15 protein-coding genes are annotated in these 13,983 nt (G+C 60.5%); 7 read left to right on the top strand and 8 right to left on the bottom strand.

The window, feature by feature from the left end; translation table 11 throughout:
* Positions 1 to 30: 30 nt before the first annotated feature.
* The gene (locus H6M51_RS07150) at positions 31 to 321 is read left to right on the top strand and encodes a YggT family protein (RefSeq protein ID WP_185809182.1); all 291 of its coding nucleotides are present in this window, start codon (positions 31 to 33) and stop codon (positions 319 to 321) included.
* A complete protein-coding gene (locus tag H6M51_RS07145) occupies positions 318 to 632 on the top strand; it encodes a DUF167 domain-containing protein (RefSeq protein WP_185809181.1) in 315 nt (104 codons plus the stop codon). The genes H6M51_RS07150 and H6M51_RS07145 overlap by 4 nt, the downstream gene beginning before the upstream one ends.
* Before the next feature lie 2 nt (positions 633 to 634).
* Here H6M51_RS07145 and ppa read toward each other — a convergent pair whose 3' ends face one another.
* Entirely contained in the window at positions 635 to 1,171 is a 537-nt protein-coding gene (gene ppa, locus H6M51_RS07140) for an inorganic diphosphatase (RefSeq protein ID WP_185809180.1), read from the bottom strand.
* A gap of 126 nt (positions 1,172 to 1,297) precedes the next feature.
* On the opposite strand from ppa, the gene H6M51_RS07135 reads away from it, so the two are divergent.
* Positions 1,298 to 1,930, top strand: a complete 633-nt coding sequence (locus H6M51_RS07135; RefSeq protein WP_246780428.1) for a hypothetical protein — start codon at positions 1,298 to 1,300, stop codon at positions 1,928 to 1,930.
* An 11-nt stretch (positions 1,931 to 1,941) separates the two neighbouring features.
* On the opposite strand, the gene H6M51_RS07130 is transcribed toward H6M51_RS07135, so the two are convergent.
* The 3 genes from H6M51_RS07130 to H6M51_RS07120 form a co-directional block, all read right to left on the bottom strand.
* The gene (locus H6M51_RS07130) at positions 1,942 to 2,448 is read right to left on the bottom strand and encodes a GNAT family N-acetyltransferase (protein ID WP_185809179.1); all 507 of its coding nucleotides are present in this window, start codon (positions 2,446 to 2,448) and stop codon (positions 1,942 to 1,944) included.
* A 178-nt stretch (positions 2,449 to 2,626) separates the two neighbouring features.
* Positions 2,627 to 4,456 (bottom strand): translational GTPase TypA, encoded by a 1,830-nt coding sequence (typA, locus tag H6M51_RS07125; protein ID WP_185809178.1) that lies wholly within the window; start codon positions 4,454 to 4,456, stop codon positions 2,627 to 2,629.
* A 158-nt stretch (positions 4,457 to 4,614) separates the two neighbouring features.
* A complete protein-coding gene (locus H6M51_RS07120; RefSeq protein ID WP_185809177.1) occupies positions 4,615 to 6,678 on the bottom strand; it encodes a M3 family metallopeptidase in 2,064 nt (687 codons plus the stop codon).
* 196 nt (positions 6,679 to 6,874) lie between these two features.
* On the opposite strand from H6M51_RS07120, the gene H6M51_RS07115 reads away from it, so the two are divergent.
* Both H6M51_RS07115 and H6M51_RS07110 read left to right on the top strand, forming a co-directional pair.
* Positions 6,875 to 7,303, top strand: a complete 429-nt coding sequence (locus H6M51_RS07115; protein WP_162548989.1) for a hypothetical protein — start codon at positions 6,875 to 6,877, stop codon at positions 7,301 to 7,303.
* Positions 7,304 to 7,411: 108 nt separating this feature from the next.
* Entirely contained in the window at positions 7,412 to 8,602 is a 1,191-nt protein-coding gene (locus tag H6M51_RS07110; RefSeq protein ID WP_185809176.1) for a multidrug effflux MFS transporter, read from the top strand.
* A gap of 53 nt (positions 8,603 to 8,655) precedes the next feature.
* Here the strand turns inward: H6M51_RS07110 and H6M51_RS07105 are convergent, their stop codons facing one another.
* Positions 8,656 to 9,879, bottom strand: a complete 1,224-nt coding sequence (locus H6M51_RS07105) for an argininosuccinate synthase (protein ID WP_185809175.1) — start codon at positions 9,877 to 9,879, stop codon at positions 8,656 to 8,658.
* A gap of 182 nt (positions 9,880 to 10,061) precedes the next feature.
* On the bottom strand, positions 10,062 to 10,274 hold the full coding sequence (locus H6M51_RS07100) for a type II toxin-antitoxin system ParD family antitoxin (RefSeq protein WP_185809174.1): 213 nt from the start codon (positions 10,272 to 10,274) through the stop codon (positions 10,062 to 10,064).
* Between the two features lie 42 nt (positions 10,275 to 10,316).
* On the opposite strand from H6M51_RS07100, the gene H6M51_RS07095 reads away from it, so the two are divergent.
* The gene (locus H6M51_RS07095) at positions 10,317 to 11,180 is read left to right on the top strand and encodes an SDR family oxidoreductase (RefSeq protein WP_185809173.1); all 864 of its coding nucleotides are present in this window, start codon (positions 10,317 to 10,319) and stop codon (positions 11,178 to 11,180) included.
* Between the two features lie 74 nt (positions 11,181 to 11,254).
* Positions 11,255 to 11,896, top strand: coding sequence for a LysE family translocator (locus tag H6M51_RS07090; RefSeq protein ID WP_185809172.1), 642 nt, complete (start codon positions 11,255 to 11,257; stop codon positions 11,894 to 11,896).
* A 33-nt stretch (positions 11,897 to 11,929) separates the two neighbouring features.
* On the opposite strand, the gene rlmN is transcribed toward H6M51_RS07090, so the two are convergent.
* Complete coding sequence (gene rlmN, locus H6M51_RS07085; RefSeq protein WP_162549004.1) at positions 11,930 to 13,111, bottom strand: 23S rRNA (adenine(2503)-C(2))-methyltransferase RlmN; 1,182 nt, start codon at positions 13,109 to 13,111, stop codon at positions 11,930 to 11,932.
* Positions 13,112 to 13,405: 294 nt separating this feature from the next.
* Complete coding sequence (locus tag H6M51_RS07080; RefSeq protein WP_162549005.1) at positions 13,406 to 13,909, bottom strand: invasion associated locus B family protein; 504 nt, start codon at positions 13,907 to 13,909, stop codon at positions 13,406 to 13,408.
* Positions 13,910 to 13,983 lie beyond the last annotated feature (74 nt).

Raw genomic sequence — 13,983 nt, 5'->3', positions numbered from 1 at the left:
ATCTCTGTCAACCGAGAAATGGAGACCTGAATGTACGCCCTGTTTCAGACGATTGACCTTGCGCTGAGCATCTTCACCTGGATTCTGATCGGGAGTGCCATCTTCTCCTGGCTCTACGCCTTCAACGTGATCAATTCCAGCAACCGCTTCGTCGCCACGCTCGGCCAGTTCTTCTACAATGTGACCGAGCCCGTCCTGCGTCCGATCCGCCGCTTCATGCCGGATCTGGGGGGCATCGACATCTCGCCGATCGTTGTTCTGCTGATCATCTTCTTCCTGCGTTCCTTCCTCTGGAACAGCATCTATCCGCTGGTGGCGTGACCCTCCCCTATCGCCTTTGCGATAATCACATCCTGCTCGCCGTCCGGCTGACACCGAACGGCGGGCGCGACGCGTTGGACGGTGTGGAAACGGTCGCCGACGGGCAGGCCCATTTGAAGGCACGCGTGACTGCAGTGCCAGAAAAGGGCAAGGCCAACAAGGCGCTTGTCGCCCTGCTCTCGAAAACACTGAAGGTCCCGAAGTCGGCGATATCCGTCGTCTCAGGCGAAACCGCCAGACAAAAAATCCTCCGGATCGAAGGCGACCCGGAGGATTTGAGAACAAGGATAGACGCGCTGGCGTCGACCTGAACTTACTTCTTTTCGGCCTTGGCGCGCTCGATCGAGTCCAGGATGATCTGCTTGGCAGCATCGACATTCATCCAGTCGCCGATCTTGACCCACTTGCCGGGCTCCAGATCCTTGTAGTGCTCGAAGAAGTGCTGGATCTGCTTCAGGGTGATTTCCGGAAGATCCGTGTAGTTGGCGATCTTGTCGTAGCGACGCGTCAGCTTCGGTACCGGAACGGCGAGGATCTTCTCGTCCATGCCGCCATCGTCTTCCATCATCATAACGCCGATCGGGCGCACATTGATGACGCAGCCCGGCACCAGCGGACGGGTATTGCAGATCAGAACGTCGAGTGGGTCGCCGTCCTTGCAGAGCGTGTGCGGCACGAAGCCGTAATTGCCCGGATAGGTCATCGGGGTGTAGAGGAAGCGGTCTACGACGAGTGTGCCGGCATCCTTGTCCATTTCATACTTGATCGGCTGGCCGCCGACAGGAACTTCGACGATGACGTTGATGTCTTCCGGCGGGTTCTTGCCGATGGCAATGGCATCAATACGCATATTATTGGACCCCGTAGAGTGTTGAATTCCTGCGCTACCTAATGCGAATTATGGCGCAATGCAACACGGCTTTCGGCGGACGCGAGGCGCTCTGCGGCGGGCAAGTCACAAAGGGGACCTTCTGCGATGTTAACGAGAATTGAAAGCCTGCGGATGGGCTTGCGAATGCTGGGCTGCCTTGCACTTCTGGCGGCCCCCGCACACGCTGCGGAAAGCGTCTATACCGATCTCGACCTCGACGCCTGCGAGACCTTGGCGGAAGACCCGATGGGCGTATCGCTCAGATGCGAGGGTTACCAGGACTATCCCGTCTATTTCAAGGAAGGAGATCTGCGCCAGAGCGCGATTTTCGGCCAAATCGACCAGGAACTGATCGATGGCGCCTTCGAAAGCTTTGCGGCCTTCAACCGGGTGAACACGAAGGTAGAATGGCGGCTTGATGCAAGCGGAAGGCCCTTTGCCGCAATCCTCCGCTGGTTCATCGAAAATCCCGGCCCCAGCGGATCACCGAGCCCTGAAAGCACGGGTCAGGTTCTCGTCATCTCGCGTGTTGGGACATCAGCCTATCCGGGCTCATGCTTCGTCGGCATGGTGGATGTAAAATCGACACCGAAAGCAAATGAGCTGGCGAGGCGTATCGCTGACGAGGTTGCAGGCAGTTTCGACTGCGGCATGCAGCCGCCGGAATGGTACGGCAAGCGTGGAGAACTGACGAGTGACCGCACTTTCAGCTGGCCGGAAGGTTATGTCGTGGACTGAGGGAAACTCCCTCAGTTCCAGATGAAGCCGAGCTTCTTCAGATGAACGTCGTCGAAGTCTTCCATGCCTTCGACGGCATCGATGCCACCATTGGTACGGAAGAAATTGGCAGCGATCTCGCTGTCTTCGAGGCACCAGACGACCATGCCTTTGCAGCCGAGCGACTTCAAAAGGCGCCGTGCTTCATGGAAGAGTTGGTAACCGAGCCCGATGCCCTGATACTCCGGCCGGAGATAGAGCTCGTAGATCTCCCCTTCATGCGGCAAGGCTCGAGCGCGATTGTGGCCGAGCGATGCATAGCCCGCGACGACACCTGCAACTTCCGCAACGAGGATGGTGGCAGGGCCGCGCGTGGCCTTGCGCCACCAGCTTTCGCCACGTCGCTCGATCATGCGGGACAGGGCGCGATAGGGAATGATCCCTGAATAGGCGTGCATCCAGGCATTGCGATGGGCGTCCGCGATCGCTGCGGCATCACCGGGACCTGCCAAGCGCATGTCGATCGACAACGTCTTCATAACGTAAACTCACCCTGGCGCGCCGAGGAAGGAGACGCGGAGCCCGGGCCTACATCGGCCCACCGGGAAAATTTAACGCTTTTTTAAGATTGCTCGCAAGGCAGAACCGGGCGCATTCACAAACAAAACCCCGGCCGAGACGACCGGGGTTTCAAAATGAGACGTATTTTCAAAAGGTTCAGCCGGCGACGGCAGCCTTGGCCTTTTCCATGCGCTTGCGGTCGTTGGCATCGAGGAACATCTTGCGCAGGCGAATGGACTTCGGCGTGACTTCGACCAGCTCGTCGTCCTGGATCCAGGACAGCGCGCGCTCGAGGGTGAAACGGATCGGCGGGGTGAGCTTGACCGCTTCATCCTTGCCGGCGGCACGGATGTTGGTGAGCTTCTTGCCCTTGAGCACGTTCACTTCCAGATCGTTGTCGCGGCTATGGATGCCGATGATCATGCCCATATAGACCTTCTCGCCGGCATCGATGATCATCGGGCCGCGATCTTCCAGGTTGAACAGGGCATAGGCCACGGCTTCGCCGGCTTCGTTGGCGAGCAGGACGCCGTTTACGCGGCCGCCGATCTCGCCCTTGTAGGGCTGGTAGTCGTGGAACAGGCGGTTCATCACGGCCGTACCGCGCGTGTCGGTCAAGAGTTCCGACTGATAGCCGATCAGGCCACGGGTCGGAGCGAAGAAGACCAGGCGAACGCGGTTGCCGCCCGAGGGACGCAACTCGACCATTTCGGCCTTGCGCTCGGACATCTTCTGCACGACGACGCCGGAATGCTCTTCGTCGACGTCGATGACGACTTCTTCGATCGGCTCCATCATCTGGCCGGTCGCTTCATCCTTGTGCATGACGACGCGCGGACGCGATACGGCAAGCTCGAAACCTTCGCGGCGCATGTTTTCGATGAGGACGGCGAGCTGAAGTTCGCCACGACCGGACACGAAGAACGAGTCCTTGTCAGCCGACTCTTCGATCTTCAGCGCGACATTGCCTTCCGCTTCCTTGAACAGGCGATCGCGGATGACACGGCTCGTGACCTTGTCGCCTTCGGTGCCGGCAAGCGGACTATCATTGACGATGAAGGACATCGTCACGGTCGGCGGGTCGATCGGCTGCGCCTTCATCGCTTCGGTCACGGCCGGATCGCAGAAGGTGTCGGCAACGGTGCCCTTGGAGAGGCCGGCAATGGCGACGATGTCGCCGGCATGGGCTTCTTCGATTGCCGTGCGCTCGATGCCGCGGAAGGCGAGGATCTTGGAGATACGCCCCTGTTCGATGAGCTTGCCGTCCTGGCCGAGAACCTTGACGGCCTGGTTCGGCTTGATCGAGCCGGCAGCGATACGGCCGGTGATGATGCGGCCGAGGAAGTTGTTGGCTTCCAGGATCGTGCCGATCATCTTGAACGGGCCTTCTTCGACCGTCGGAGCCGGAACATGCTTGACCACGAGGTCGAGCAGCGGCTTCAGGCCTTCTTCCTGCGAACCGTTCGGATCGGTGTTCATCCAGCCGGAGCGGCCCGAACCGTAGAGGATCGGGAAGTCGAGCTGCTCGTCGGTCGCGTCGAGCGCGGCGAAGAGATCGAAGACTTCGTTGACGACTTCATCGATACGGGCGTCCGGACGGTCGACCTTGTTGATAGCAACGATGGGGCGAAGACCGACCTTGAGCGCCTTGCCGACCACGAACTTGGTCTGCGGCATCGGGCCTTCGGCAGCATCGACGAGAACGATTGCGCCGTCCACCATCGAGAGAATGCGCTCGACTTCTCCGCCGAAGTCGGCGTGGCCGGGGGTGTCGACGATGTTGATGCGGGTGTCCTTCCACTCGATCGACGTCGCCTTGGCGAGAATGGTGATCCCGCGCTCCTTTTCGATGTCGTTCGAGTCCATAACGCGTTCCATCACGCGCTGGTTCTCGCGGAACGAGCCGGACTGCTTGAGGAGCTCGTCGACGAGGGTCGTTTTCCCATGGTCAACGTGCGCAATGATCGCGATATTGCGGAGGTTCATATCCAAGATCTCTGAGTGCTGGGGCGCAATACGGGAGAGAGGCGCCGATTTACTTTGGCGCGCTCATACCCTGTTTTTTGCATTTGCGAAAGGGGGAAACGCGGGAACGCGCCGGCGATGGTTACCGCCGGCGGCGCATTTCAGCGGCGTCGCGACGCTTAGGCCGCAAGGCCTTTCTTCTTTAGCATCGCCTCCGGGCTCGGCATCTTGCCCCGGAAGGCCTTGTAGGCATCCTCCGGATCGACCGATCCGCCGGACGCATAGATATGTGTTTTGAGTTTCGTTGCCATCTCCGGATCGAAGGGATTACCGGTTTCCTCGAAGGCGGCAAAGGCATCCGCGTCGAGCACTTCCGACCACATGTAGGAATAGTAACCCGCCGAATAGCCGTCGCCGGAGAACACATGCTGGAAGTGTGGCGTGGCATGGCGCATGACGATCGATGAGGGCATGCCGATCTTTTCGAGCACTTCGGCCTGTACCGCCATCGGGTCCTCGACAGACCCACGCGTATGGAAGGCCATGTCGACCAGTGCCGAGGAGGTGAACTCGACCGTATTGAAGCCGGCATTGAAGGTCCGGGCCGCGAGCACCTTGTCGAGCAGCGCTTGCGGCATCGGCTCGCCTGTCTGGTAGTGCACCGCATAGGTCTTGAGGATCTCGGGCACCGTCAGCCAATGTTCGTAGAGCTGGGACGGCAATTCGACGAAATCGCGCGAGACGCCGGTACCGGAAACCGAGGGGTAGGTGACGTTGGAGAGCATGCCATGGGCGGCATGGCCGAATTCGTGGAACAGCGTCCGTGCATCGTCGAGCGACAGCAGAGCCGGCTTGCCGGGTTCGGGCTTCGCGAAATTGCAGACATTGTAGATGATCGGCAGCTCGCCCTGGCGACCGTTTTTCAACGGCAGGCGATGCTGTGACTGGAAGCTGCTCATCCAGGCACCGGAACGCTTGGACGGACGTGCGAAATAGTCACCCAGGAAGAGGGCAACCAGCGCGTCGTTGCGGTCGCGGATTTCGAAGACGCGCACATCCGGATGGTACCCGACGACATTGGCAAGGGGCACTGCGCGAATGCCGAAGATGCGGCCCGCCACGTCGAAGCAGGCCTCGATGATCTTCTCGAGCTGCAGATAGGGCTTCAGCTCTGCCTCGGAGAAATCGAACTTCTTCGCCCTGAGCTTTTCGGCATAGTGGCGCCAGTCCCAGGGCGCGACCTCGTGGTTCTTGCCCTCATCGGCGATGAGCGCGGCGAGTTCGGCCTCTTCCGCCCGTGCCTGCGATACGGCCTTTTCCCAGACCTGCATCAACAGACCGTTCACCGCGTCGGGCGTCTTCGCCATCGTATTGTCGAGCTTGAAGGAGGCGAAATCCTTGTAGCCGAGAAGCCCCGCCTTCTCCGCCCGAAGCGCCAGCGTCTCCTTGACGATGCGGCGATTGTCGGTCTCGCCACCGTTGATGCCGCGCGACGTCCAGGCCTTGAAGGCGGTCTCGCGCAGATCCCGGCGTTCCGAGAAGGTGAGGAAGGGCTCGATAATCGAGCGCGACAGCGTCACCACATGGCTGTGCCCGCCACCGTGTGCGGCCGCGGCGGAAGCCATGGCGTCTCGGAGAAAGGCTGGGATGCCGGCAAGGTCGTCTTCGCCAGAGAGCGGCAGGATCCAGGAGGATTCATCCGCCAGAACGTTCTGGCCGAAATTGGCACCGAGGCTTGCCAGCCGCTCGTTGATCGCAGCCAGACGCTCCTGCTCCGCCTTCGGCAGTTTGGCGCCCGCCTTCACGAAACCCTTCCAGTGGCGCTCCAGGACACGCGTCTGTTCGACGGTCAGGTCAAGTTCAGCCCGACGGGTCCACAGATCGTCGATCCGGGCAAACAGCGCGGCATTCATCCCAATCTTCGAGTAGTGGCGGGACATCTTAGGGGCGATCTCGCGTTCCAGAGCCTGTATACCCGGATTGGTATGCGCACCCGCCCGGTTCCAGAACAGCGCCGAGACGCGCGACAGGGCATCACCTGCGATTTCGAGCGCCACGATTGTGTTCTCAAAGGTTGCCGGCTGCGGATTGTCGGCGATCGCGTCGATCTCCGCGTCATGCTCTTTCAAAGCCGCCTCGAATGCCGGCGCGTAGTCACCATCACCGACCTGTTCGAATTGCGGCAGGCCATGAGCACCCTGCCAGTCGATGACGGCGGAATTGAAAGCGGGCGAATCAACCATGCGTAAACCTCCTGAAGCTTCGCTCGAAAGCAGGCGAAGCACTGATTTTCCACCATGTTATCCCGGCAAAGGGGCCGCAGGCACGCAAAAATCAGTGAACAAGACGAGATTTTTCCACAGGCGAAACCGAGGCCAATTGACGTACATTCGAATAGGCCCATAGATCGATTCATCCTATGAAAGGACGGTCACGGCCATGGAAATCTTTCCAATCCAACCGGTAGGCGTTTCATCCCTTCGCGTCAAAGAAATCACCCCACAGTCGGATGTTCGGCTTTCCGATCTGGCACCGAAGGTAAAGCCTTCCAAAGAGACAGAGGTTTTCGAGGAAGCACTGTCGGTCTTCGCCAGCATGACGCCCCGGCGCCTGCGCGAGATTGCCTCGGAAAGCTTCCAGCGCGAAGAGATCGATGCGGATACCTATCGCGAACTCTCCACGGAACTCCCACTCCAGAGCGTCGACCGCAACGGCAACATCATGGATCTGTCGACACTGACCGAGGATTCCCAGTTCGACTATGCGGAATACTACCGCACGCAGCAGTCGCTCGCCGAAATGATCGGCGACATGGATATGGCGGACTCCTACGCCAAGGTCCTGGACTTCTTCGCCAAGACGACCTGACCGGACGACAGGCGGAAATTGACACTCGATCTCGGGCATCAACAGCACTAAGTCATCTCCAGGAGGCGCCGCAGCGGCGCCTTTCTTCATGATGCCGGACCTGAGCGAATGACCGAAATGCGCATGAGCGAGCGGCGTACCACCTTCCTGGGCGCCTTCCTGACCACGCTCGGTCCGATCTCCATGGCGATCTATACGCCGGCAATGCCCGAACTCGTCAGAGCCTTCGGCACGACCGATGCGGCAATCAAGCTCAGCCTCTCGATGTTCTTCGCCGGCTTCGCCCTCGCCCAATTGGTTGCCGGACCGCTCGCGGATGCCCTGGGCCGCAAGAAGGCGACGCTGATTTTCCTCGCCATCTACCTGGCGGGCTCGCTGCTGGCGACGCTTGCACCGAGCGTCGAATTCATCCTGGCCGCACGACTGGTCCAGGGCATCGGCGCCTCGGTCGGTGTCGTCGTTGGGCGCGCGATTGTCCGCGATCTCTACACCGGCGCGGATGCCAGCCGCATCTTGAACACCATCGGCATCTTTCTTGCGGTCGGCCCGGCCATGGGGCCCACGCTTGGCGGGTTGACGCTTGCAGCCTTCGGCTGGAATGCGGTCTTTCTCCTGATGGTCGCGTTCGGTCTGATGGCCATGGGCTTCACCCTGACACTGCTGAAAGAGACGATCGTACCGGATCTCGGGCGACTGCGCCCCGGCCAGCTGGTGAAGAACTATCTGGAGGTTGCAGGCCATGCCCGCTTCCTGGCGGCATCGCTGGTGCTGAGCGGCACGATCGGCGCGCTTTACGCGCAGTCGACCATGCTGCCTTTCGTCCTGATCAATAAGGTGGGGCTGACGCCCACCCAGTTCGGCATGGGCATGCTGATGCAATCCGGCGCCTATCTGACCGGCTCACTGACCCTGAAGCTCGTTTCCCGCCATATCTCGGGCCTGACCGCTTCGCGGATCGGAATTACGCTCTGCGGCGCCGGCGCCATCATCATGGCGCTGTCCGTAGCTCTCGTGCCACCATTCTTTCTGTCGATCATGGGGCCCGTAGCGATCTGCACCTTCGGCCTCGCCTTCCTGAGCCCGCATGTCGTCACCACCAGCATGGCGCCCTTTCCGCACATTGCGGGTTCGGCTTCAGCACTCACCGGTTTCCTGCAGATGAGCGCAGGCTTTGCCGGCGGTGTCGCGGCCGCTTCGATCGGCGATCCGCTGACCGCCTTCGGCATCATCATCCCCGTCATGGAATTGAGCGCTGTTGCCGGGTTCCTCTGGCTGCGCCGGCTAGAAGGTCGGGCATGAAAAAACCCGCCTCCCCGAGGGGAAGGCGGGCGATCCGTTTTCAGACGTGCTGCTTACTTGCCGAGGTTGCGCTTGGCGAGCGTGCGCAGGCGAAGCGCGTTCAGCTTGATGAAGCCGGCGGCATCCTTCTGATCGTAGGCGCCCTGGTCGTCCTCGAAGGTCACCAGCTTGTCGGAATAGAGCGACTTTTCCGATTCACGGCCGATGACCATGACATTGCCCTTGTAGAGCTTCAGTGTCACTTCGCCCTCGACATGCTCCTGGCTCTTGTCGATGAGCGCCTGCAGCATTTCGCGCTCCGGCGAGAACCAGAAGCCGTAATAGATGAGCTCCGCATAACGCGGCATCAGCTCGTCCTTCAGGTGCGCAGCACCGCGGTCAAGCGTGATCGATTCAATCGCACGGTGTGCCGACAGCAGGATCGTGCCACCGGGGGTCTCGTAGACGCCACGCGACTTCATGCCGACGAAGCGGTTCTCGACGAGGTCGAGACGGCCGATGCCGTTGTCACGACCGTAATTGTTAAGCTCGGCAAGCAGGGTGGCCGGGCTCATCTCGACGCCATTGATCGAGCAGGCATCCCCCTTGCGGAAACCGACCTTGATGATGGTTGCCTTGTCCGGTGCGGCTTCCGGCGAAATCGTGCGCATATGCACGTATTCCGGTGCTTCCTGGGCCGGATCCTCGAGAACCTTGCCCTCCGAGGAAGAGTGCAGGAGGTTGGCATCGACGGAGAACGGTGCCTCGCCCTTCTTGTCCTTGGCGACAGGAATCTGGTGCTGTTCGGCGAAGTTCAGGAGGTCGGTGCGGCTCTTGAACGCCCAGTCGCGCCATGGAGCGATGATCTTGATGTCAGGGTTTAACGCATAGGCCGACAGCTCGAAACGGACCTGGTCGTTGCCCTTGCCGGTCGCACCATGCGCGATGGCGTCTGCGCCGGTCTTCTTGGCGATCTCGATCAGGTGCTTGGAGATCAGCGGACGGGCAATCGAGGTGCCGAGCAGATAGACGCCTTCGTAGACGGCATTTGCGCGGAACATCGGGAAGACGAAGTCGCGGACGAATTCCTCGCGTACGTCCTCGATGAAGATCTCCTTGATGCCGAGCATCTCGGCCTTCTTGCGCGCCGGCTCGAGTTCTTCGCCCTGGCCGAGATCGGCGGTGAAGGTCACGACTTCAGCACCGAGTTCGGTCTGCAGCCATTTCAGGATGATCGAGGTGTCGAGGCCGCCGGAATAGGCGAGGACGACTTTCTTCACGTCTTTGGGGAGTGCCATGTCGATGCGTTCCGTCTGGAGGGAGCGAGGCTCAAACCCCGCCTGGATCAAGAATGGCGGCACTTTTAGCGAGATTCCGCCCGCGTGCAAGGGCGGGGACCACGTCTGTGTCAGAGATGGTCGCGGATATTCATGCGCTGGTGGAGGATACGACTGACAATGATTGTACCGGCTTACTTGAGCTAAGAGCGCCGGTGCATATCTTGGAGGAACTCGTCAAAGTCAAACGGCTGCGGCTCACCCGAGGCTTCACCTTCCTCGATCGCGGCTTTGATGGCGGCAAGGCCATCCACCTCATCGCGCAGCAGCGCGAGGGCAGCCGCGATGACTTCCGTTTCCGACGCATAGTCTCCATCACGCGCTGTCACGTTGACGATGTCTCGTAAGGGTACCATATCGCCTTCAACTACAACACCACCGGTTTAAGGAGATTGCCCATGACGATCCAGCATCCCGCGCTCGTGAAAGGTCATGTCGCCGTTATCACCGGTGCAGCATCCGGTATCGGTCTCGCGGCTGCAAAGGCCTTCGCCCGCATGGGTCTCTGCGTTGTGCTCGTCGATCTGGAGGGTGACCGCCTAGCGAACGCGGCCGCCGAAGTGACCGCTCTCGCGGCTGGCGGTGAAGCTGATGTCGTCGCAATCGGCACCGACGTTTCGAAGCTAGACGAGATTGAATCCCTTGAGCGCGCCGTCATCCAGCGCTTCGGACGCGTGCACGTGCTGATGAACAATGCCGGCATCCAGCCGGGCAGCGCGCTCTTCGGCCCGCAGGCGAACTGGGAGAATGTACTCGGCGTCAACCTGATGGCGGTCATCAACGGTACGCGCACATTTGGCCCCGGCATGATCGCCCACAAGGATGCGGGCCTTATCATCAATACTGGCTCCAAACAGGGCATCACCACGCCTCCAGGCGACCCGGCCTACAATGTCTCCAAGGCAGGCGTGAAGGCCTTCACCGAGGCGCTGCAGCACGAGCTGCGCAACACGCCCGATTGCAACGTCACCGCCCATCTGCTGATCCCCGGCTTCGTCTTTACGGGTCTGACCGCAAACGGCCGCACCGAGAAACCGGCAGGCGCCTGGACACCGGAGGAAACCGTCGATTTCATGCTGCAAAGCCTGGTCGCGGGCGATTTCTACATTCTCTGCCCGGACAACGAGGTCACCCGCGCGCTGGACGAAAAGCGCATCGCCTGGGCCGCAGGCGATATCATCGAAAACCGTCCGCCGCTCTCGCGCTGGCATCCCGACTACACAGACGCCTTCAAGACCTATTTGTCGATCCCCAAAGGCTGATTGGCAAGGTCATCGAACGCCGCTAAGGATGAAGCACCCGCAGCTCGCGGGTACTTCATCATACGGTGACATCAATGGATTTCATCCCGAGCCTTCCCGTCTTTCTCGCCTTCAGCCTGGCGCTTCTGTTGCTGGCCATCACGCCCGGTCCCGACATGACGCTCTGGATCAGCCGCTCGCTGCGTGACGGGCGTGCCATCGGCCTGATGACGCTTGCCGGTACGAGTTTCGGCATCTCGATCCACACCCTGCTGGTCGCCTTCGGCATCTCGGCCCTGATCGTCGCTTCTCCGACGGCCTTCCTGCTTTTGAAGACGGGGGGAGCGGCCTATCTGCTCTGGCTGGCCCTGCAGGCTGTTCGACACGGCTCGAACTTCGTCATCAAGGCCGATGGTGATGCGGTGGTGTCCAAGAAGGGCGCCTTCCTGAACGGACTCTGGGTCAATCTCCTGAACCCGAAGGTCATCATCTTCTTCATGACCTTCCTGCCGCAGTTCGTCACCGCCACCGACCCCAACGTCACGGGCAAGCTGATCTTCCTCGGCCTCTGGTCGATCATCCTGTCGCTGCCGATCGGCGTCGGCATCGTCTATGGCGCAGATTTCATGTCGAGCTGGCTGCAGAATAACCGCAAGGTTCTGCGCGGCATCGACTACACCTTTGCCGGCGTCTTCTCGATCTTCGCGGTGAAGATCTTCATGACTCAGGCCAAGTAAGGTCGAAGGCGGGAGAGCGACCCCGCCTCACGCTCAATCGTCGTCTTCGCCGTGATTGGCGATCATCATCGCTTCGAACGCCAGACGCTCGGTCTTGCGCATGCGCTCCGATTCCGACTTCAGCTGACCGCAGGCGGCGAGGATGTCGCGGCCCCGCGGCGTGCGGATCGGCGAGGCGTAACCGGCCTGATTGATGAAGTCGGCGAATTTCTCGATCTGCGCCCAGTCGGAACACTGGTAGTTGGTACCGGGCCACGGGTTGAACGGGATCAGGTTGATCTTCGCCGGCACGCCCTTCAAGAGCTGGATCAGGCCCTTGGCGTCTTCCAGGCTGTCGTTGACGTCCTTCAGCATCACATATTCGAAGGTGATGCGGCGGGCATTCGACAGGCCGGGGTAGTTGCGACAGGCTTCGATCAGCTCCTTCAGCGGATACTTCTTGTTGATCGGCACCAGCATGTCGCGCAGCTCGTCGCGGACGGCGTGCAGCGAGATCGCCAGCATCACGCCGATCTCTTCGCCGGTCCGGTAGATCTCCGGCACGACGCCCGAGGTCGACAGGGTGACCCGACGCTTCGACAGCGACAGGCCGTCGCCGTCGGTGGCGATCAGCAGAGCCTTTTTCACCTCTTCGAAATTGTAGAGCGGCTCGCCCATGCCCATCATGACGATGTTGGTGATCTTGCGGTCGCTCGACGGCATCATCGTGCCAACAGGGATCTCGCGGTCGGGGAAATCGCCGAGACGATCGCGCGCGAGCAGCAGCTGCGAGAGGATTTCCTCGGCCGTGAGGTTGCGCACCAGCTTCTGGGTGCCGGTATGACAGAAGGAACAGGTGAGCGTGCAGCCGACCTGGCTCGAGATGCAGAGCGTGCCGCGACCCTCTTCAGGAATATAGACGCTTTCGACCTCGACCGGACGGCCAGCACCGCGCGGCGGGAAACGCAGCAGCCATTTGCGGGTACCGTCGTTCGAGACCTGCTCTTCGACGATCTCGGGCCGCGCAATGGTGAAATGCGTCTTCAGCATTTCGCGCATGTCCTTGGAGACATTGGCCATATGGTCGAAGTCGGAAATGCCACGGACATAAAGCCAGTTCCAGATCTGCGCGACGCGCATCTTGATCTGTTTTTCCGGCACGCCCTTTTCGCGCAGGGCGTCGCCCAAGGCTTCACGGTCAAGACCGATCAGGCTCGGCTTCTCAACGGAACCCATCGGGCGAACCGGGGCCGCAGTCTGGCTACGCTCGGGCAGCGTCACGGTGACAGTCATCGTCTGAACCTCTGGACCATAGGGGCAGGCACGCTGTGATCGAGCGTTTCCCGGCTGGCAGGTATGAATTCATGGATCATGGTGGACAGGGGATCGAGCCCTATGCCCTCGTTTGCAGCGGCCAATAGCAGCTTTTTTAGCTTCCGTCACCCCGATCGCGAGGCGGGCGGCCATGCACGCATGAAAGAGGCCGGCGGATACCACCGGCCTCTGGTCAAATTCTCCGCGACCCGGAACTTACTTGCAGTTCTGGATCTTCTGGAGGGCTGCCGAAATTCCCGACAGCGAATAGGTGTAGCTGGTTGCCGTTCCGCGCGCCGAGGTCGCCTTGACCGTCATCGAAGAACCACCCTTCATCGCGGCGACGAGCGCCGGCTCTTCGGCCGCGTTTTCGACCCAGGCCGAACTGTCCTTGACGAACATCACGAAGTTCTTGTTGTCGATGGTCACATTGACCTTGGAGTCGCCCTTCATCGGGTAACCCATCATCGCCTGCGGCTCGTACGAGATGTTCTGCCCGGGACGCTGCGACACGACGAAGAAAATGTCACCGTGATTGACGCTGGCCGGTTCCTTGGTTGTCGGGACTGACAGCACGTAGCAAACCGTGCCGCCGTTCGACTTGTAGGAGTAGGCACCCCAGGCCTTGAACTGCTCGATCCGCGTGGGCGATTGCGCGTTGGCGAGCCCGCTGCTCGCCAGGAGGATTGCCAGTGCGGTTACGCTACTTCTTACGAACATGTCTTCCTGCCGGTTGTTTCCATCCATCACCCGACCAGCCGGCCGGGCGCTCATCGTCAAAACCTGTGTTCAGT

This window comes from Rhizobium sp. AQ_MP, from assembly GCF_014237835.1.
In the GTDB taxonomy this organism is placed as follows: Bacteria; Pseudomonadota; Alphaproteobacteria; order Rhizobiales; family Rhizobiaceae; genus Allorhizobium.
Note: the sequence above shows the minus strand (reverse complement) of the source record. Positions and strands in the feature narration are given on the sequence as shown.